This is a genomic window from Streptomyces sp. HUAS 31, from assembly GCF_028198125.1.
Lineage (GTDB): Bacteria > Actinomycetota > Actinomycetes > Streptomycetales > Streptomycetaceae > Streptomyces > Streptomyces chartreusis.
Map to the genome: position 1 here is coordinate 89920 of NZ_CP116353.1, position 17963 is coordinate 107882.

Here is a 17963-nt window from a genome sequence, read left to right on the forward strand (position 1 = left end):
CGATACCCGGCTTCTCTCCGAGCGAGCCTGGCGAGCAACATTAGAGCCACTTGGCTGATGTGTGTGATCACGGCGTCGGCCCCAGATAACTGCCTTCACTGAGCTGCCCTTGTGCCGCTTGATGTGTGCGCCTCGGCCTAGTTCAGCTGCCGGCCGCCTCGGGGCCTTCCGAAGGAGGAGGACGGCCGTGTGGCCGGGTGCGTGATGATGTCGATGACGCGTGGAATGAAGGGGGCGGCTACAACTCCGCGGTGGTGCGGGCTAAGGACGATGAGATCAGGGCCAAACTGCCCCGACCGTCTCGTTGATCAGGGCCGGCACATCGTTGAGCATACCGTCGACGTGCGTGCCGTCTGCGTTGATTCCCTCGTCGCGCAGAGCGGCAACAAACTCGTCCAGGATCACCATGGCTCGGCGTCGCCTTCCAGGCGTACAACGGTGTCGAGCGTGGCGGTCGCTGTGACGACATGCAGGAACTGGACAGATGCGCCGGCCAGCCGAGCCATCTCACCAGTCAACGTGCGGAGTTGAGGCGGAAGGGGCCTAGATCAACCGCGACCAGTATTCGCTTGACATATATGTGTGCACTCTCCCTGGGACGTGAAATGTGGCGAAACCCGACCACGACGGTGTCGGCCCTATGACGGACAGGGGATCATCAGGTGCTCCGTACAGGTCGTGATCGACACCAACAGCTGTCTGCCGGTGACGATCGGTTAGCTGTGGTCCGGTAGCCGCAACGACTACCGACGTTCACCGAGTTCGACAGCCGCCCATCGGCCGTTTGGCTATTCGGTGCCCTGGCCGTTCGCGATTGCAGTGGCCTGCGGGTTGCGTGCGCCGACCACGGTGAACAGCGTGGAGCCGAGGGCAAGTCCGCCGTAGCCGAGCGAGATCTGTGACAGCGAGAAGGTGTGGGTCAGTTGGCCGGCGATGAGGGCAGGGATCGTCGCGCCACTGTACGAGAGGAGGTAGATCATGCTGAAGATCGGCGCCCGGTCGGCCAGGGTACTGCCGTGCAGCAGACCTCGGGTGGCAGCGCTGATGGCCATGCCTTGACTGGCGCCGGCAACGACGGTGGCGGCGATGAACAGCACCAGTGTGCCGGTGGCGATGGCTGTGATGACACCGATAATTCCGGACAGGAAGCCAATCATGCCAAACCGTTGAGCACTCGCGGGGGTGAACCGGCCGCCGAGGGGAGCGCCGAGAACACTGGGACCCATGTAGGCGGCGAATACCATACCGAGGATGACTGTGCTGCGGGTGTGCAGTTGGTCTTCGACAAGCGCGGGCATGAACGCTTGGTAGAAGGCCCCGGCCGCCCAGGTAGCCAGGAATACCGCCGCCGCGACGGGGAGCAGAGGCCTGACTCGGGTCGGTACGCCGACCCGAGGTCGCAGTGATCGCCAGGCGCCGGGCTTCGGAGTCGCGGTTTCTGGGCTGAGGGCGATGAGTGCTACGGACAGGAGAAGGAGGCCAATGACAACGAGGTAGATCAGGTCGCGTGGCCAGGGCCCGTACTGGACCAGAGCGCCGGAGGTGATGGCTCCGACGGCGAGGCCGAGCATGACTGTCTGGCTTGAGGCGACCGACGCCAACCAGGCCGGCTCGGGGGGTGCGGCGTCGGCAATGTAGGAGGTAAGGCTGCTGCTGGCCAGTCCGGCGCCGAGGCCCATCATCAGCCGGCCGACGATCAGAATGCCGATGTCGTGCACGTCCAACAGCAGCAGACAGCCGAGCAGGAGCAGGCTGAGACTCGTGATCGAGGTGGGCCGCCGACCCAGATGATTGGACAGTCGCCCCAGGAACAACAGAGTGGCGAGCGTGGCGACGGAGTAGGCGACGACGGTGATCGAGATGTCGGCGTTGGTAAACCCGTCCTCGGCCCGGTAGACGTTGAACAGCGGGATCGTCGAACCTACCGCGGCAAACACTGCAACCAGGGAGACCACCGCGGAGAAGAAGGCAGGCCGGAGCGTTCCGACCCTCCTGACACGGTCGGTCACTGGTGCCGTGTTGTGCATCGAACCACGTCCTTTTCTTGTTTTGAGCCACCCCTGGGCTTGTGCGGATTTCCTGTCCGAGTGCACGGGTGTCTCACGCCTGGACCGCCGCGGGGGATGGGTCAGGTGCCGGGATCGATCGCCCAGGCCGAGACACAGACACAGGTACCCTCACGCTTCTGGTACGCGTCCGTGTACAGCGCCTCCTGCTCCGCTCCGTCGGCGAGAATCGTGCAATTGGCGCGGCCGTGGATCGGGTCAACATCGCTGAGGATGCGCATCCTGACGTCGTGCACCGCGAGGGCCTTGAAGGACCGCGGTAGAACGATGTATCCGAGGAACTCGGCACAGTGCGGGTGACACCCGGAGTCTGCACGACGAAGTCCTCAGCGAGGAACGCGTTGAAGCGCTTGGCATCGCTGGCCTGGTAGGACTTGGCGTATTCAATGATCAACTGCTCACGGATCGCCAGGCCATCGGCCGACTGATTAGCGTCGCCCATTCACATGCTCCTCCTATGAGCGATTCGGCACTTGCTGTGGGAGTCCCGGTCCGGTGATGCACAGCGGCCTGCGTCATCGTGCAGGCAGTTAGTGTCGGCTCATCGCACCGTCTTACCGACACTGTCGCGATCTTGTTCGTATCCAGACGCGCATTGCTGATCGGGGCGGTGACGGTGCCGATGACTGAGGCGGTGGATGGCAACTCGCCGTCTTGGCACAAGAACTGCTCAAGCGTTTCGCCTCTCTGCGTCAGGGTCTGCTGAAGCGTGTTGCACGAGGCCGTGTACGGGAACTTCAGTGCCTGTGATCGCGGTCTTCGTCGTCCTCCTCGGTCGGTGGCAGCGGCTGGTGGGGGCCTTGCGGTGCAGTACGGCCATCCCGCAGTTGAGGCAGCCGTCATCGCCCAGGACGGTCGCGCCTGGCAGTGTTCGGACAGGCCGGGTATCGTCGCGGATCTTCTTGCGCAGGGCCGCCTTCCCCGCTCCGGCGGTTTCGCCAGCTCGGCGGGCGCCTGCGCGCGGATTCCCCGGTGCCGACTCGTTCCGGCCGCCGGGCCCGGTTCTGCAGGGTTTCGGGATTCAGGCCCAGACCGGCAGCGACCTGCCGGATCTCGCCTCGGGCCGCGACTGGTACAGCCCGACCACGCCCGCTCTGCCCTGCGGCAGACAGTGCTTCAAGACCACGAGATATCCGGTCTCTGATGCTCAAGATCCGGTGTCTCGTGTGTTCAAGATCAGACCTCGAAGCCCCAAAAGATTGGGGGCCTACCCTAATGCCCTGCTTAGTCGGGGCTCGTAGAACGGAAGGCGTAAGGACTTCACCGAAGGGGCCCGAGATCGATGAGGCCGTCTCCCGCAGCACGGGAAGTGATCGTCATGTACGCCACGGTCGAGGACCTGGTGCACCCGGCTCAGGACACAAGCCAGACGCGTGACCGGCTGGAGACCACGGTGTCCAGCCCGGGTGCAACGGCCGACGGAGAGGTGACCCAGGAGCTGGAGCACCGGCCCGACGCCGCGGGGGCGGCACGAACGATCACCCGCGCCGTCCTTGAGGACTGGCACGCGGACCAGGACGCCGCGGAGTCAGTACTGCTCGTGGTGTCCGAACTGGTCACCAACGCCGTCGAGCATGCCCTGCCGCCGGTCGCGCTGCACCTGTATCGCGACCGGGGCGGAGACCAGGTGTGGGTCGGCGTCACCGACGGAGGCCCGGCCCAGGACGATGGCGCCTGGACCTCTTCCTGCACTCAGGAGGAACACGGCCGGGGCCTGGCCGTCGTCGAGGTGCTGGCCACCAGCCACGGCACCCGCAACCACCCTGGCGGCACCGCCACACACTGGGCCCGCCTGACCGTGCACGAAGCAGAGGCCTGAAGCGGCCGCCTTCACGAACTCCCTCGCACATCCCGGCGCGCTCGCCAAGGACTACGGGACGACCTCATATGTGCAGCAACCCAGACGGCATCAGGCCCGATGGCCAGATCTCAGTACGGGGTAATGCCCGGCATACCTGACCACAATCCGCCGGCAGTGCATGAGGTCACCGAGGTGGCACGCCCCCAAGATCAGCGCTGGGCATACCTACCGCTCCCTAACACGCTCCAACCTCCAAATCGACCACAGAACAGGAATCACCATGTGCTCTCCTGACCTGGAACTCGACATCGATTTGACACTCGCAGTCGCGCCCGGCGTGCACGTACGTGTGCCCGTGCAATTCTCATACGTACGTGCCGACTCGTACGCCGTTCAGATCTCCTTTCACGTCACACCTGACCAAGTGGTGAATTGGATGTTCGCCCAAGCACTGCTCGACCAGGGCATGAGAACTGCAACCGGACTCGGCGAGGTGAAGATCACCCCCATCGAGCCGTTCGTGGGCCAATGCTTCAGCATCGAACTCGAATCTCCAGACGGCTACGCACGCCTCGAAGGCCCCATCGCCCCGGTCAAAACATGGATCGCCAAAACCCACGAGGCCGTCCCAGCCGGCAGCGAGACTGCGCTCCTGGACATCGACCGTTTCCTTGAAGAGCATTCAGGGCGGTAGAAGTCATGAACGCCGACATCCAGTTCTCAGTCCTGGGCCCGGTCCGATTGCACAAACACGGCCTAGAGGGGGCAGCCGGCCAGCCCAGGCAATGCGCAGTACTTGCTTCGCTGTTGCTCAGGTCGGGCAGGCCTGTCAGCCTCTCGAGACTCGTGGAGGACGTGTGGGGAGACGAGGCCCCACCGTCGGCCATCGGCTCGGTGCGCACCTATGTCTACCGGCTCAGGCGGGCACTGGGCGAGTGGAGTGACAGCTCACTGAACCTGGTCGAGGGGGGCTATCTACTGCACATCGAACCGGACACTGTGGACCTGAACAGGTTCAAGGCGACTACGGCCAAGGCACGAGAAGTCCGCAGCACCGGTGACCTGGAGGCCGCGGCAAACCTGATGTCCAAGGGCCTCGCGATGTGGAGAGGGGAGGCGCTCGCCGGAGTGCCGGGGCCGTTCGCAGGCCAGCAGCGCAGCGTCCTCGGCGAACTGCGTCTGGCCTGTGCGGAGGAACAGCTCGCATGCGAGGTGGAAAGGGGGCACTACGCCGAGGCCGCCGCAGAACTTTCCGCTCTCCTTGCCGAGCACCCGCTGCGAGAACGCGTATGCAGCCTCCTCATGACCGCGTTGTACGGCGCGGGGCGGCAGTCCCAGGCCCTGACCATCTACCACACGACCAGTCACCTGTTGCGCCAACGCCTCGGCGTCAGCCCGTCACCTGAGCTTCGGCAAGTCCACGAACGCATCCTCTCCGGGCGATTGCAGCCACCAAGAAGCACCAATCGTCCAGCCGACGGGCGACACACTGCTTCCCCCCAGCGGCTGGCCCAACTGCCGGCAGCCCTGCCCAAACTCGTTGGGCGCGAGAAAGAACGAGAGCAAGTCGAGCACTTGATCGCCGAAGCAGAAGCGTCGTCCTCGGTTGCCATCTGCGTGGTCGGCGGGGTGGCAGGCGTCGGCAAGACGGCCTTCGCCACCACCGTCGCCCACCGTCTGGCAAACCACTTCCCGGACGGCCAGCTCTTCGCAGACCTGCACGGCGAAGGGCCAGGAACCGAGCCGAGAGACTCGGCAGGAGTCCTCTCGGACTTCCTGCAGTCTCTGGAGGTGCGGCCCGAGGCAGTACCCGAGACGACAGAGGCTCGAGGACTCATGTTCCGCGACCTGCTGGCCAAACGCCGCATGCTCATTGTGCTCGACAACGCCCGGAACGCAGACCAGCTGAAGCATCTCCTCCCAGGGAGCCCCGGTTCCATGGCCCTCATCACCAGCCGCATGCAGCTCCACGCACTGGTAGCCGCCTACCAGGCGCTCCCCCTCATTCTGCTCCCACTGAGCCAGGCGGACGCACGCTGCTTCCTCGCCCGCCGCCTCGGAACAGCACGGACGACTGCTGAGCCCGAGGCCGTCGACCGCATCATCCACCTCGCCGGGCGCCTGCCCCTCGCACTGGCCAATGTCGCCGCCCGTGCGGCGTACCGCCCTCAGATGCCGTTGGCGAGCCTGGCCGACGAATACGCACCGTCCGAGCAGAGCGCCTTGGACCCATTCACCAGCGAAGAGGAGCCAGTACTCGACGTCCGTGCCTCCATCGCGCGGTCGTACAGTCTGCTCGACCCAGAGGCCGCCTCCCTCTTCCGCGCCCTCAGCGCCTCGCCAGGGAACGTATTCGCCACGTCTGACGCCGCGAGAACAGCCGCGCAGTCCGAACAACGCGTGCGCCAGACGCTTTCGCGGCTGATCCACGCACATCTCGTCTCAGAGGTAGTGCCGGGCAAGTACAACTGGAACCGACTCGTGGCCGCCTTCGCCGCAGAGCAAGCAGGCTCAGGCAAGTCTGAAGCAGCTGACCAGGCCGTCAGCCACGATCGATCGAGCGATCTCTGATCACACATTGTGACTGGCTTCGTGGACTGGCGCCCGTTGTGGAAAGCCAACAGATTCCGGTCCAGCCCACGTTGGGCGATTGCCCAAACTCGACTGTACGAGTGCGAAATCGAATCGAGTGCGCTCTCGTCCGTGGCAGCTGCGCATCACTCCGCGAGTTCAACCAGATCGTCATCGGATTTACCCTCCGGTGACCCCACCTGGTTCATGACACCGCCAGTGCAGCGGGAAGCTGTACACGACTGGTAACGCATAGCTTGCGATAACAGTTTGAAAGGTGGACCTCGACAGTCTTGGGGGTGACGAAGAGGGTTTGGGCGATCTGCCGGTTTGTCTGGCCGTTTGCCGCCAAGTCGGCAACTCTTCTTTCGGACGGGGTGAGCGCGCCTGGACCGGTGAGTGCAGTGCGTCGTCGGCGGCCTCCTGCGATGGCGAGTTCAGCACCGGCTCGGCCTGCCAGGGTTACTGCGCCGCAGCGGGTGGCGAGATCAAGGGCATGTCGTAGCGGTGGACGAGCGTCATTGCGGTGACCAGCTTTACGCAGTGCGGCACCGAGGTCGACCAGGGCCTTTGCATACTCAAGGTACGCCGGGGACTCTTTGAGTATGTCTACCGCCTTTTCGAATAGTTCGAGTCGGCCTTGCTCGGGGGAAATGAGGCCAGACACACGCAAGGCCCGACCCAGAGCGCGAGGCGCACCCCACCGTCGAGCGAGGTTGAGATTTTCATCCGCGATGACGCGAGCCTCACCGTCGCGATCAAGGTGGTGAAGAGCCAGTGCAGCCAATGTTCTCCAGTCCGCGACTGCCGGATTCTTAATTTGATAAAGGCGGCATGCTTCCTCTGCCTGCACGGCAATTCCGAGAGCCGTTTCATAGTTGCCTCGGACTCTTTGGAGCCGGCTGAGCGCAGTCAGGGACAGGTACACCGGTCCTGGAGGGCAGGTTGTTGCGGTGATTCCAACCTCTGCAAGAGCCTGCTCAGCCTCATCGAGATGTCCTTGCTCGATCAAGGCCTCGGCCAGAACTGTAGTGCCCAAAAGGCGAGTAACTGCCGAACCATTGAGTTGTCCCACCCGAATAGTCTCGCGTCCGTCTTGTTCGGCGCCAGCAAGATCACCGTGCCACAACAGGGTGTATCCGCGGTGAATATAGACGGAGGCCAAAGTAAAGAGGGATCCGCCAACGTGGGCTCGCTTCACAGCATTGTCCAGGCTGTCTATTGACGCGTCGTCGTCTGCCGCCGCAAGGGACCACCATCCGCAAGCCAGCGGCCCATTAGGATCCGCTTGGTCGACAAACGTTTCATCTGCAAGGGTCTCGCGCGCGCGAAGCACCCCGGATGGGTCCCCAAGAGCAGTATTGCGACCAGCAACTGCACAATAAAGCAGGCGGTCCCCGAAACCGTCACCCTGAGGGAGCTGACGTAGTTCCGGCAAGCAGTCCACTATGTCACCCCTGCCAGGGACATACCATGTACTGGAACTGAGAAGGCAGGCCTGAAGGCGCTTCTTGAGGTCGTCATCATTGGCCGGAAGACCTGAAATTGTCGATTTCTGTATATCGATCCCAACATCCGTCCTTGCGAGGTAAATATAGGCCATACCCAAATAGGGTGCAATTTCCGCACGTTCAATGGGGTCCATGCCATCCCACGCTTCTTGTAGAAGACGAGCCCCGGTCACGACATCAAACAGTAGTGCGGTTTTCCCAGCCTCCAACAGAATTTCTCGACGCTCGTCGCCTTTGAGTGACTCTTCAAGACTTCGACGCAAGTAGACATAAGCGCTCTCTGGGGCGCCGCGTGCTGCTGCAGCAGCGGCGGCGGCACGCAGGTCTGAAACTGCCACCGGATCCATGGTTGCCGGTATTTTCATCAAGTGGTACGCCACTTGCTCCGGGGGAGATCCGCCCTCCCGGAGCATTATTGCCGCACGGTGATGTGACGTGGTGCGGTCGGTGCGGTCAAGGGATTCATAGACAGCATTACGCACAAGGGGGTGCACAAAGGAGAGCGTCGGAGAGCCGTATACCTCGTCGATACGTACAATTCCCCTCTGCTCCAAGAGTATGGCGCACTCAAGCGCCATACTGATTGAATCCTGCCCTGCCAGGCGCGCGGCACGCATCAGCGGCGAGCGGTCGCCCAGAACTGCGACTGCCCGAGCCAACGGTGCGCAAGCATCTGGCAAGGCCATAAGACGCGATGCGACTAGATGGGCCACGGCCAGCCCCCCAAGACCAGCCACCCGTTCGGCGTTTCTGGCGCTGGCTGACACGCCCTGCGCAGTGAAGGTAAGACCGAGTTCACGCAACAACAAAGGGTTCCCACCGGTGGCCCTGTGACAGGTAATTGCGAACTCTTCCTCTACCTCGCCATGCATCACCTGTCCTAGCAAGTTTGCTGTCGCCTGGGCACTGAGCTCTCTCGGATTTAGCTCCGCAAGCGCCGGAGCGGAGATTATGTGCTGCAGCAGTCGCTCATCAGTGGCGCGCTCCTCCGTCCGTAGCGCCACGGCTACCAACAGCGGTTGCGTCTCAATGCGAGGCAGGAGGTAAGCCAGATACCGCAATGACGGTTTATCGCACCACTGAAGATCGTCCACTACGATTACTAGTGGTCGGTCTTGGCATGCGTTGATGGTGAGCCAATAGAGACCATGCAAAATCGCGAAATCACCGGGTTCACCAGCACTAGAGATGACATCAATGGCTTCTCGCGCTTGCCTTGCTGCTCCCGTCCACAAGGACTCCCGGGGTGTCCGGTCGGCCTTGAACGCCAACTCTTCAAACAGCTGCCGCACTACACCAAAAGCAAAATCCTGTTCGAATTCTGTGCCGCGTGCAGTGGTCACGCCGAGCCCGGCCTGGGTCGCTCCAGTCCGGATCTCTGAAAGCAGTCGGCTCTTTCCGGTGCCCGCCACTCCCTTCACCAGGATCAGGCCGCCACCCTCCTTAATCCCGCTGATGGCCTTCGCGATAAGGGCAGACTCTGTCTCTCGTTCGAGCAGTTCAGGTTCCCTATGCTTCATTACTCCAGTATTGCCCCATATGTGCCGTTAATCAAGACTCAGGGGCATTCACGACATTTGCAGATCAAGGAGGGTGGACACTCCGGGTTCCTTCGGCTGTCACGATCCACCGCACTGGTCCGGGTCCGTCGCACGCCACCTCCCGATGTGATCACCAACCAGTGGCGCAACGCCTGACACCCCTTCCACGGCACCGAGATGCCGCACCCCTCAAGATCCCGCGCGGCTTCGAGCGAGCGTGCCATCCACCGCGCGTCTACTGCGCGTCGACGTGAGGTTCTTCCGTCTGCCGCTGCTCAAAATGGCGGATTATGCTCGAGCCGCACCAAGGCGCCTTCGGCCTGTGGTCGGACCACGAGGGGCCTGCGGCACGATCCCCGTCCGACGTCCCCAGGCCGACCGAAACGCCGGTACGAGACCTCAACCGGGCGGTGCAGCCCGGGCCAGCGCAGGCACGGTCTGGTGCGCATGGGTCGCGCTGCCGGGCCGCCTATGCGCAGACGTGAGGATGCCCGGGCGGCCTCTGCCGCCCGCCTCGCTACCCCAGGAAGGTGTGGGATACATGACGAGCAAGTTGAAGGATCTGCCGGACGCCGGTGTGTCCGTTTGGCTGGACACCCTGTCCCGCGGGCGGATCAAGTCGGGGAGCCTGTCTGAGCTGATCAGAAGCCGCTACGTGGTGGGCGTCACGACGAATCCGACGATCTTCAGGGACGCGATATCGCACGGAGTGGAGTACGAGGCCCAGATGTCCGAACTCGCGGTGCGCGGCGTGTCCGCCGAGGAGGCTGTCCGCACCATCACCGCGACAGATGTGCGCGACGCTGCCGACATTCTTCGCCCCGCCTTCGTCGTGTCCCCGGCCGGCCAGGACGGCCGCGTCTCCATCGAGGTCGACCCGCACATGGCGCATGACTCCACGGCGACGATCGCCGAGGCACGTCACCTGACGTGGCTCGTGGACCGCCCGAACACTTACATCAAGATTCCCGCAACCGAGGCGGGTCTGCCCGCCATCACCGAAACCATCGCCCAGGGCATCAGTGTCAACGTGACCCTGATCTTCTCCCTGGCACGCTACCGGCAGGTTGCCGACGCCTATTTGGCGGGCCTGGAGAAGGCCCGTGCCGCAGGCCTGGACCTGTCGCAGATCTCCTCGGTGGCATCGTTCTTCGTCTCCCGCATTGACACCGAGGTCGACCGGCGGCTCGACGCCCTGGACATCCCGGAGGCCAGAGCCCTGCGGGGCAGAGCCGCCCTGGCCAACGCCCGCCTGGCGTACCAGGCCTTCGAGGAGGTGTTCGCCGGTGAGCGCTGGCATCGCCTGCACCGCGCTCAGGCGAACAAGCAGCGCCCGCTGTGGGCCTCCACAGGTGTCAAGGACAGCGCGTACGAAGCCACCAGATACGTCTCCGGACTCATCGCCCCGGACACCGTGAACACTATGCCCGAGGCGACCCTGCTCGCGGTCGAGGCACAGGAACACGCCGCAGGTCGCGACCTCCGCGGCACGTACGACGAGGCTCGGGCCGACCTCGAAGCGATCGAACGCCTGGGCATCTCGTACTCCGAAGTCGTCCAGCAGCTGGAGGACGAGGGCGTGGCAAAGTTCCAGGAGTCCTGGGACAGCCTTCTCACCGCGACCGAGGCCCGGCTTGAGGCATGCACCCGCAGACTGCACACGTGGCCATGAGCAACACCTCCTTCGGAACACCCCGGCCCAGGCCCCAGCCCCGGACGAACGACATGCTGACATGGCTCGACAACGCGGGCTGCCGAGGCCTCGACACCGAACTGTTCTTCCCGGCAGGGCCGAAAGGCCCCGGCCGGCGCCAGGCCGACGAAGCGAAGTCCGTGTGCAAGACGTGTCCCGTCCGCCGACAGTGCGCCAGTTGGGCTTTTGCCACGGCACAGGAGTACGGAATCTGGGGCGGAATAGACGAGGAGGAGCGGGTCCTGGCCAGCAGGAGAAGACGTCTCAGCACCCGGCCAAATGGTCCCGCGGGGAAGAAGGGAACCGACTCGGTTTGAGCTCGCCACACGTCACTCACGACGAGGAGGTGCAGGTGGTGCAACTCCTCGTGTCGCCCATGCACCGCTACTCCGGACGCCCCGCTGAAGGGCCGTCACCTGACCCCGTCGGAGGGCTTGTGCAGCACATCCACGTACGCAGTCACCTCGGAATCGTCGGCGATCGGTACTTCGCCCAGCCGGCTCACCGGGACGCGTCCGTGACGATCATGGCGGAAGAGAACCTGCCCACACACATCGATCCCACAGTCGGCCTCCAGCAGACACGACGGAACATCCTGCTGCGAGGCGTCGACATCGATGCCTACATCGATCGGATCGTGGAGCTCAACTCCGGCGACGGCCCCATCGCGTTCGCCGTCAACCACGCCGCGCGGCCCTGTGCGTGGATGGACACCGTCATCGGACCCGGGGCGCAGCGCGCGCTGCGCGGCAAGGGCGGCGTACGGTGCACTCCGTTGTCCGACGGCGTCCTCCGCGTCGGCAAAGCCGACTTCCGCGTGGTCGGGCCGCTCGAGCGACATTGAAGGCCCCCCATAACCGCAGGTCGCCGCTGACGCCGAACCGCTCCGCTGCTGGCGTCAACAAGGGCCTGGTCGGCACAGCTCGATCAGCAGAGCTACACCACAGGATTGGGGTCGACGGCCTACATCACCTGACGCGTCCGGCCGCTGTCCTCCACCCCACATCTCAGGCACGGTCACCTCTGCCAGTTCGTCATGCAACGATCCTGCAAAGGTAGGACAGCCTATATCGCGGCGGTGCAACGAACTCATGCTTCTGCCAATGGAATTGACAGTAAGGCCGAGGCTGCGCCGCTCATGTCCAGCCAGATCACGTCCCCTCGTACGTGTCGCGCGCAGCACCACTCTCCCGTACGGCTGACAGCGCGAGACAAGGCCCGGTGCGTGCCCGTACACGTGCAGGCGAGCGACGGGGCCCTTTGCAACCGCAGTTGGCGCATCGGCTCGTCGCGGGGGTCACATCCACGGCGAAGACCTCGGACAGGGGGCCTGCCAGTGCGTTCCCATCGACGTATCCGGTGAGGACTTCGTCCGTACCGGGGCCACTGGCCTCTACGGACGTCATCTCAACCTCCCGTGTCAGCCGAGGCGTTCGGTACGTACTCGGTCAGGTGCAGGTTCCATGAGCGCTCGGACCATGCACGTCGAGAACACGAGTCCAGTCCCGCTCCGCCCGCTACCAGGAGAACTGGCTCCGTCTGCTGCTGCGTCACGCCGGCCTTCCACTTCCGTGGTCCGCCACCGGAGCCTCCTAGTCTCCCTTGTACTGCTGGTCTCGCCATGGGTCTCCGTAGTTCTGGTCACCGGCACTCTCCCAGAAGCCCGGCACGTCGCTCTGACGCAGTTCGCCGTCGCGCACCAACTTCGCGACCTTCCACAAGTACAGGTGCGGGACCAGCAGCCGAGCCGGGCCCCCGTTCTCGGGCACCAAGTCGCTGCCGCCGTAGCCGTTGCACGCCTTCTCGCCGACCAGGTCGGCGAGGGGGATGTTCGTGGTGTAACCGCCGTGGGAGGTGACCAGGACGTGCTCTGCGGCGGTCTCCACGTCTGCGTCTGCGTCTGCGTCTGCGTCTGCGTCTGCGTCTGCGTCTGCGAACAGAACGTCCAATCACACGCCCTGCCACTCGGTGCCACGTCGTCACGCAGCGCAGGTCGACGGTTGGAGACTCAGCCGCAAGTGCCGCCGATCCCGCCCAGTGCCACACGTGCTGTCTCCCGGTTCCGGTGGTCACCGACAGCTGCCAGTCGTCCTGCCGGATACAGAGAGTCGTCCCGGACGGACAGCACCGGGAAGCCGGTCGTCTCGTACTGCCCGGGCGGCAGCTTCGTACCCGCCGACGGCCTTCGGCCATGGAACCCGCGCGAGATGAACGCCGTACTCGGCGACCTTGTCAGTCCGGGGCGGCCCCTGCGCGCTCATTCGGTGGTGAGCACCCGTAGGAAGTGAATTCTCACCTCTGGCCTCTTCAGACGCGTAAAGCCGCGGGCGAGTCAGCGTCGTGAGCGCTGCCCGGACGGGCGTAGTGGCTGCTGCCTCATTCCGCAGTGCTGAGATGTCCGTCGGCAATGAGCTGAGCTCGCAACTTCCTGCGTGCGTCGAACATCGTCTTGTAGAGCGCGTTCCGGTTCGTCTCCAACTCATTGGCCAGCGTTTCCAGCGGAACTCCGTTGACGACGGCGACGAAGACCTCGCGCTGGTGGGCGCTCAGTGCTGTCGCGACTGCGTTACGCACAGCCTCGACCAGCTCGCGTGCCTGCCAGTAGCTGACGGGGTCTACACCGGCGCGGTCGGGCACCTGCGCCCAATCCTCCAGGTCGAAGCGGGCGTGTGAAACGCGCCAAAAATGGCGACTCAACTTGCTCGACACTTCAAGGACGACAAATCGGTATGCCCACGTGGTGAATCTGGCATCACCTCGAAATTCATGGATTTTCTGCGTGATCCTCATCAGCGCGTCTGCGGCCGCCTGATGAGCGAGATCGTCCAGTTCGGGCCCTGAAATTCGGTAACGCGACCCCCGGCGGAACACCTCGTCCATGGCAATCCGGACCAGCAGTTCATGCAGCCGCGTACAGGCCTGCTCATACTGAACTCCGCAACCGTCCCCCAGCGCGTCCACCCAGGCAGCCGACTCAGGATCGAGTTGCCCTCGCCCGTTGGCGATCCTTGCTGCCGGGGCGCTGCCGCTGGTTCCGACAGAACCACTCGGAGCCTCGCGGCGCTCTCTTCTGACATCCATAGTGCGCATGGCCTGCCTTCAATCCCCAAGTCATCTGGTACGAACGAGGCAACCACGCGACTATCTACAGGGTGTCTACGCGAAGTCGCTACTTCTCGTATTCGCACTGCGCGCGCCCCTCGATTTCACGGATAACTTTGCGCGGTATTTCGACGAGCGACGCACGTATGGCCTTGAGTGCGCTTTCGGTGAGCAACCGATTGCGAGCGGAGCGTTGCTGACATCCGCCGCCACCGAAAGCATTCCCTTACTTTGAGTAATTTCCAGCAGATGAGGTTTCAGGCAAGCGATGCGACGGCCAGACGACCTGTAATCCATGACGCAGTCATCACGGGGTAAGGACTCCGCGATCGCAGCAGCTAAATGCTGAACCAGCCAGCGGTCCGGCCCCGCTGCGTCGTAGCCCTGTCCAGCTGCCACGACCAGGCGGAGGCGCGGGTCCTGTCTGTCGGGGCCGCTCCAGCAGCGGAGGGTCTCACGCGATTCCGGTGTCACAGAAGGGGAGCGCAGCGTGTTAGCGGCAAGGGCGTACACCGTGTTGGCGGGCGGGTGTTTCTGGGGCGTACAGGAGCTGTTTCGCAGGTTTCCGGGTGTGGTGGACACCCGTGTCGGCTACACCGGTGGTGAAGTGGTGCAACCGACGCACCGAAACCACGGGAACCACGCGGAGGCGGCCGAAGTCACCTACGACCCGTCTCTGACGGATTACCGCAGCATTCTGGAATTCTTCTTTCAGATCCACAATCCCACCACGTTGAACCGGCAGGGTGACGATGTCGGCATGAGTTACAGGTCCGCCATCTTCTACCTGGACGAGGAGCAGCGACGTATCGCACTCGCGGTGATCACGGACTGCGACGCATCTGGATTGTGGCCGGGCAAGCTGGTCACCGAGGTCGTCCCGTGCGGCACGTTCTGGGAGGCGGAGCCTGAGCATCAGAACTACCTTCAGCGCCATCCGGACGCACACATGAGCCAGTACATCCGGCTGGACTGGAAGGTGCCCCGAACACCGGCCTGACCCGCCCGCGCCCGCCGTTGCGTGTCACAGCAGGCGCCTCGGCGGGCGGATTCACACCTTCAGAGCCTGCTCACCTCAGGAACTCCCCCAACTCCTGCTCAAGGACTGGCCTGGGCCTGGCTCCGATCACCGTCTTGACGACCTTGCCGTCCCGGTAGACGTTGAGCGTGGGGATCGACCGGACGTCGTACTCCGCGGCGGTGCGGGGGTTGTCATCGACGTTCAGCTGGACGATCGTGATCTTGTGACTGTGCTCGGCGGCGAGCGCTCCCAGGACCGGCGCCACCAGTCAGCACGGACCGCACCACTCGGCCCAGAAGTCGACGAGCACAGGCTTGCCGCTGGTGAGCACCTCGCCTGCGAAGGTCTCATCGGTCACGCTTCTCAGACTGCCTGCCATGCTGGCTCCTTCGTGCGCTGTCGGCATGGTTCGATGCCTTGGGATCGCCGCGCCCGGCGCAGGTGTCGGGCGGCTGTGCCGGGCGGGCATGAGGGTGTTTCTAGTTGCGGCCGGCCATGACGCCGCCGTCGACGTTGAGGATGGCTCCCGTGGTCCAGCTCGAGGCGTCCGAGAGGAGGAAGACGATCGCCGAGGCCAGGTCCTGGGGGGTGCCGACCCGGCCGAGCGGGTGCAGTCCACTCAACTGCTCCATCGCAGCGTCCAGTTGGTCGGCCGGGAAAACCTTCTCGAACAGGGGCGTCCTGGTGACGGCCGGAGCCACGGCGTTCACCCGGATGCCCTCGCCGGCGAGCTCAATGGCGAGGTTGTGGGTGAGGGCATGCAGACCCGCCTTGGCCATCGAGTAGGCCGACGACGGTGTCACGGCGAGGGCCTGGTGCGCCCACATGCTGCCCACGTTCACGATGGCGCCGCCCTGGCCGTAGGCGATCATGCCCCGGACGACGGTCTGGGTCAGGAAGAAGGCAGCCCGGTTGAGGTCGTGATAGGCGTCGTAGTCCGGGACCTCGTAGTCGAGGAAGGGCTTGGGCTTGAAGAATCCCGCGGCGTTGACGAGAAGCGTGGCGTCGGGGTGGTCCTCCGCCAGCTGCTTCTGTGCCTCGACGACCTGGTCCTGGTCGGCCAGGTCGGCCGCGACGGTCCAGGCGCTGCCGGAGCTCGACAGTGCTGCCACTGCATCCTCCAGCTTCTGTCCCGTGCGGCCGACGATCACCGCGCTGCCGCCTCCGGCAATCACGTTCTCGGCGGTCCTGAGGCCCATACCGCTGGCGCCGCCGATCACGACGAGTTTCCTGCCTTCGAAGTCCGTGGCCACGGGAATCACACTCCTTTGAACGGTGAACGAACACTCCTTGCGGTGGATGCGACCCTTCCACGGCAGGCTCTACAGCAGCTCTACAAGGCCTCTACAACGCCAACCACACCAGGCGGTGCAACGTTCTGCTCCCCTATGAGGACGGATCAAGGTCAGACACCGACGGGGTACCGGTTGGTGATCGCAATACGGTTGAACGCGTTCATCACGCTTGCCAGCCAAGCGATTGCGGAGGTCTGGTCCGCGGTGAGGACGGCGGCGGCGTTGTAGTCCTCACCGCGGACGTGTCCGTCCGGCACGCTGTGATCGCCTCGGTCAGACGGAGACCAGCGCGGTCGATCTCGGAGAAGTAGCCGGTCGCCTCCCAGGCGGGCAGCACGGCCACCCGGTCGGGGTTCGCTCCCTGCTTGAGTGTGTCGCGGGTGTGCATGCGCAGGCAGAACGCGCCGCCCTCGATCTGGGAGGTGCGGATCTTCAGCCGCCGGCCTCAGCGAAGTCGATGCGGTCAGGACACAACTGGCACCCCACACACCATGACCTCGGCGACGCGCTCGCCGCCGTGGATGAGCTTGCGCGCCGCGGACACTTTGCCGCCGCTCGTGACGTAGACGGCATCCGGGTGCAGGAGTCTGACCAATCCGGTCGGTTCTCCGTCCTCGTCGGCGACGCGGAAGACCGTGAAATCCCGTTCGCGTTCCGCCTTCGGCGCCCGCGACATGGACTGTTTCTCCTTGGCCACCCGTCGTCGCGCCCGCGAGGCGAGCTGCCGAGCACCCGGCAGGGAGACGTCCAGCACTTCGGCGATCTTGCCGAATTGGAGGCCGAAGACGTCGTGCAAGACAAACGCCACCCGCTCCGGTGGGGAGCTCCTCCATGATCAGAAGCATCGCCGAACTCACGGACTCGTCGACGAGTACCGGCTGTGAGGCGTCCGGCCCCGTCAGCAGCGGCTCCGGCAGCCAAGGTCCGCCAGGCCCGCAGATCACCGACGTCCTGCAAACCGGCTCCGGCCGCCCGCAGCCACACGTCCTGGGACATGTCCTCGGCATCGGCCACGCTCCCCAGCAGCCGGTAGTCAACTCCGAAAACCGGGCCGGTGCCTCTCCCACCCGGTTCCGAGCATGCCCTCCTGCTCGGACCGTCCGGGCCTGTGACCATCATCAACAGTGATCGCGACCTCCTCCCGCTTGCGGATCCAGCGGAGCCATCCGAAGTCCGCCTTGACGACAGCATCGCCGAAGCGAAGCGCCCCACTCGGACCGACAGCGTAGGGAGTCGGTGTCACACAGGGTTACGTTGGTGACGATTTCGAGCGCGTAGATACATACGCCCACGAACGCCAGTGCCAAGCTGGTCGATCGCGTCTGCATCCGGTACTCCCGCGCCTCAATCGCGGCAGTCCCT

18 protein-coding genes and 2 pseudogenes are annotated in these 17963 nt (G+C 64.2%); 7 read left to right on the forward strand and 13 right to left on the reverse strand.

Features of this window, described 5'->3' with window-relative positions:
* Positions 1–276: 276 nt before the first annotated feature.
* The 3 genes from PGH47_RS00380 to PGH47_RS00390 form a co-directional block, all read right to left on the reverse strand.
* A complete protein-coding gene (locus tag PGH47_RS00380; RefSeq protein WP_271661648.1) occupies positions 277–408 on the reverse strand; it encodes a hypothetical protein in 132 nt (43 codons plus the stop codon).
* Between the two features lie 380 nt (positions 409–788).
* On the reverse strand, positions 789–2027 hold the full coding sequence (locus tag PGH47_RS00385; RefSeq protein WP_271661649.1) for an MFS transporter: 1239 nt from the start codon (positions 2025–2027) through the stop codon (positions 789–791).
* 101 nt (positions 2028–2128) lie between these two features.
* Positions 2129–2287 (reverse strand): hypothetical protein, encoded by a 159-nt coding sequence (locus PGH47_RS00390; RefSeq protein ID WP_271661650.1) that lies wholly within the window; start codon positions 2285–2287, stop codon positions 2129–2131.
* 1061 nt (positions 2288–3348) lie between these two features.
* On the opposite strand from PGH47_RS00390, the gene PGH47_RS00395 reads away from it, so the two are divergent.
* The 3 genes from PGH47_RS00395 (at position 3349) to PGH47_RS00405 (ending at position 6438) form a co-directional block, all read left to right on the forward strand.
* Entirely contained in the window at positions 3349–3885 is a 537-nt protein-coding gene (locus tag PGH47_RS00395; protein ID WP_271661651.1) for an ATP-binding protein, read from the forward strand.
* Between the two features lie 262 nt (positions 3886–4147).
* A complete protein-coding gene (locus PGH47_RS00400) occupies positions 4148–4561 on the forward strand; it encodes an SsgA family sporulation/cell division regulator (RefSeq protein WP_271661652.1) in 414 nt (137 codons plus the stop codon).
* Positions 4562–4566: 5 nt separating this feature from the next.
* Positions 4567–6438: an AfsR/SARP family transcriptional regulator gene (locus PGH47_RS00405; RefSeq protein ID WP_271661653.1), complete on the forward strand. Its 1872-nt coding sequence runs from the start codon at positions 4567–4569 to the stop codon at positions 6436–6438.
* 205 nt (positions 6439–6643) lie between these two features.
* Here the strand turns inward: PGH47_RS00405 and PGH47_RS00410 are convergent, their stop codons facing one another.
* Entirely contained in the window at positions 6644–9469 is a 2826-nt protein-coding gene (locus tag PGH47_RS00410) for a helix-turn-helix transcriptional regulator (protein ID WP_271661654.1), read from the reverse strand.
* A gap of 562 nt (positions 9470–10031) precedes the next feature.
* On the opposite strand from PGH47_RS00410, the gene tal reads away from it, so the two are divergent.
* From tal to PGH47_RS00425, 3 genes are all read left to right on the forward strand, one after another.
* Positions 10032–11162: a transaldolase gene (gene tal, locus PGH47_RS00415; RefSeq protein ID WP_271661655.1), complete on the forward strand. Its 1131-nt coding sequence runs from the start codon at positions 10032–10034 to the stop codon at positions 11160–11162.
* Positions 11163–11215: 53 nt separating this feature from the next.
* Positions 11216–11500: a WhiB family transcriptional regulator gene (locus tag PGH47_RS00420; protein ID WP_443048605.1), complete on the forward strand. Its 285-nt coding sequence runs from the start codon at positions 11216–11218 to the stop codon at positions 11498–11500.
* Positions 11501–11709: 209 nt separating this feature from the next.
* Positions 11710–12027: a molybdenum cofactor biosysynthesis protein gene (locus PGH47_RS00425; protein WP_271667933.1), complete on the forward strand. Its 318-nt coding sequence runs from the start codon at positions 11710–11712 to the stop codon at positions 12025–12027.
* A gap of 54 nt (positions 12028–12081) precedes the next feature.
* On the opposite strand, the gene PGH47_RS43185 is transcribed toward PGH47_RS00425, so the two are convergent.
* The 4 genes from PGH47_RS43185 to PGH47_RS00435 all read right to left on the reverse strand — a co-directional run bounded on the left by PGH47_RS43185 (position 12082) and on the right by PGH47_RS00435 (position 14273).
* Positions 12082–12420 carry a hypothetical protein gene (locus PGH47_RS43185; protein WP_443048456.1) on the reverse strand — a complete coding sequence of 113 codons (339 nt, stop codon included), beginning with the start codon at positions 12418–12420 and terminating at the stop codon, positions 12082–12084.
* A complete protein-coding gene (locus PGH47_RS43095; protein ID WP_333937949.1) occupies positions 12335–12589 on the reverse strand; it encodes a DUF6510 family protein in 255 nt (84 codons plus the stop codon). Before PGH47_RS43095 ends, PGH47_RS43185 begins: the two co-directional genes overlap by 86 nt.
* Positions 12590–12775: 186 nt before the next feature.
* Positions 12776–13069, reverse strand: coding sequence for a molybdopterin-dependent oxidoreductase (locus PGH47_RS43190; RefSeq protein ID WP_443048457.1), 294 nt, complete (start codon positions 13067–13069; stop codon positions 12776–12778).
* Positions 13070–13559: 490 nt separating this feature from the next.
* The gene (locus tag PGH47_RS00435; RefSeq protein ID WP_271661656.1) at positions 13560–14273 is read right to left on the reverse strand and encodes a sigma-70 family RNA polymerase sigma factor; all 714 of its coding nucleotides are present in this window, start codon (positions 14271–14273) and stop codon (positions 13560–13562) included.
* Positions 14274–14775: 502 nt separating this feature from the next.
* On the opposite strand from PGH47_RS00435, the gene msrA reads away from it, so the two are divergent.
* Positions 14776–15285 (forward strand): peptide-methionine (S)-S-oxide reductase MsrA, encoded by a 510-nt coding sequence (gene msrA / locus PGH47_RS00440; RefSeq protein WP_271661657.1) that lies wholly within the window; start codon positions 14776–14778, stop codon positions 15283–15285.
* Between the two features lie 70 nt (positions 15286–15355).
* On the opposite strand, the pseudogene trxA reads toward msrA, so the two are convergent.
* The 5 genes and pseudogenes from trxA to PGH47_RS43195 form a co-directional block, all read right to left on the reverse strand.
* Positions 15356–15685: pseudogene (gene trxA, locus PGH47_RS00445) on the reverse strand (thioredoxin).
* A 100-nt stretch (positions 15686–15785) separates the two neighbouring features.
* Positions 15786–16559, reverse strand: a complete 774-nt coding sequence (locus tag PGH47_RS00450) for an SDR family NAD(P)-dependent oxidoreductase (RefSeq protein ID WP_271661658.1) — start codon at positions 16557–16559, stop codon at positions 15786–15788.
* A gap of 152 nt (positions 16560–16711) precedes the next feature.
* Positions 16712–16858 carry a hypothetical protein gene (locus tag PGH47_RS00455; protein ID WP_271668295.1) on the reverse strand — a complete coding sequence of 49 codons (147 nt, stop codon included), beginning with the start codon at positions 16856–16858 and terminating at the stop codon, positions 16712–16714.
* A 71-nt stretch (positions 16859–16929) separates the two neighbouring features.
* A pseudogene (locus tag PGH47_RS00460) lies at positions 16930–16989 on the reverse strand (carboxymuconolactone decarboxylase family protein); the annotation flags it as partial.
* Positions 16990–17064: 75 nt separating this feature from the next.
* The gene (locus PGH47_RS43195) at positions 17065–17397 is read right to left on the reverse strand and encodes a hypothetical protein (RefSeq protein WP_443048458.1); all 333 of its coding nucleotides are present in this window, start codon (positions 17395–17397) and stop codon (positions 17065–17067) included.
* Between the last annotated feature and the right edge of the window lie 566 nt (positions 17398–17963).

What these genes read in the sequence shown, in the direction of transcription:
- PGH47_RS00420 (WP_443048605.1), top strand. Translation starts at nt 11,216, where the DNA reads ATGCTGACATGGCTCGACAACGCGGGCTGCCGAGGCCTCGACACCGAA.
- tal (WP_271661655.1), top strand. Translation starts at nt 10,032, where the DNA reads ATGACGAGCAAGTTGAAGGATCTGCCGGACGCCGGTGTGTCCGTTTGG.
- PGH47_RS00425 (WP_271667933.1), top strand. Translation starts at nt 11,710, where the DNA reads ATGGCGGAAGAGAACCTGCCCACACACATCGATCCCACAGTCGGCCTC.
- PGH47_RS43095 (WP_333937949.1), bottom strand. Translation starts at nt 12,589, where the DNA reads ATGACGTCCGTAGAGGCCAGTGGCCCCGGTACGGACGAAGTCCTCACC.
- PGH47_RS00435 (WP_271661656.1), bottom strand. Translation starts at nt 14,273, where the DNA reads ATGCGCACTATGGATGTCAGAAGAGAGCGCCGCGAGGCTCCGAGTGGT.
- PGH47_RS00405 (WP_271661653.1), top strand. Translation starts at nt 4,567, where the DNA reads ATGAACGCCGACATCCAGTTCTCAGTCCTGGGCCCGGTCCGATTGCAC.
- PGH47_RS00410 (WP_271661654.1), bottom strand. Translation starts at nt 9,469, where the DNA reads ATGAAGCATAGGGAACCTGAACTGCTCGAACGAGAGACAGAGTCTGCC.
- PGH47_RS00400 (WP_271661652.1), top strand. Translation starts at nt 4,148, where the DNA reads ATGTGCTCTCCTGACCTGGAACTCGACATCGATTTGACACTCGCAGTC.
- PGH47_RS00385 (WP_271661649.1), bottom strand. Translation starts at nt 2,027, where the DNA reads ATGCACAACACGGCACCAGTGACCGACCGTGTCAGGAGGGTCGGAACG.
- PGH47_RS00390 (WP_271661650.1), bottom strand. Translation starts at nt 2,287, where the DNA reads ATGCGCATCCTCAGCGATGTTGACCCGATCCACGGCCGCGCCAATTGC.
- PGH47_RS00395 (WP_271661651.1), top strand. Translation starts at nt 3,349, where the DNA reads ATGAGGCCGTCTCCCGCAGCACGGGAAGTGATCGTCATGTACGCCACG.
- PGH47_RS00380 (WP_271661648.1), bottom strand. Translation starts at nt 408, where the DNA reads ATGGTGATCCTGGACGAGTTTGTTGCCGCTCTGCGCGACGAGGGAATC.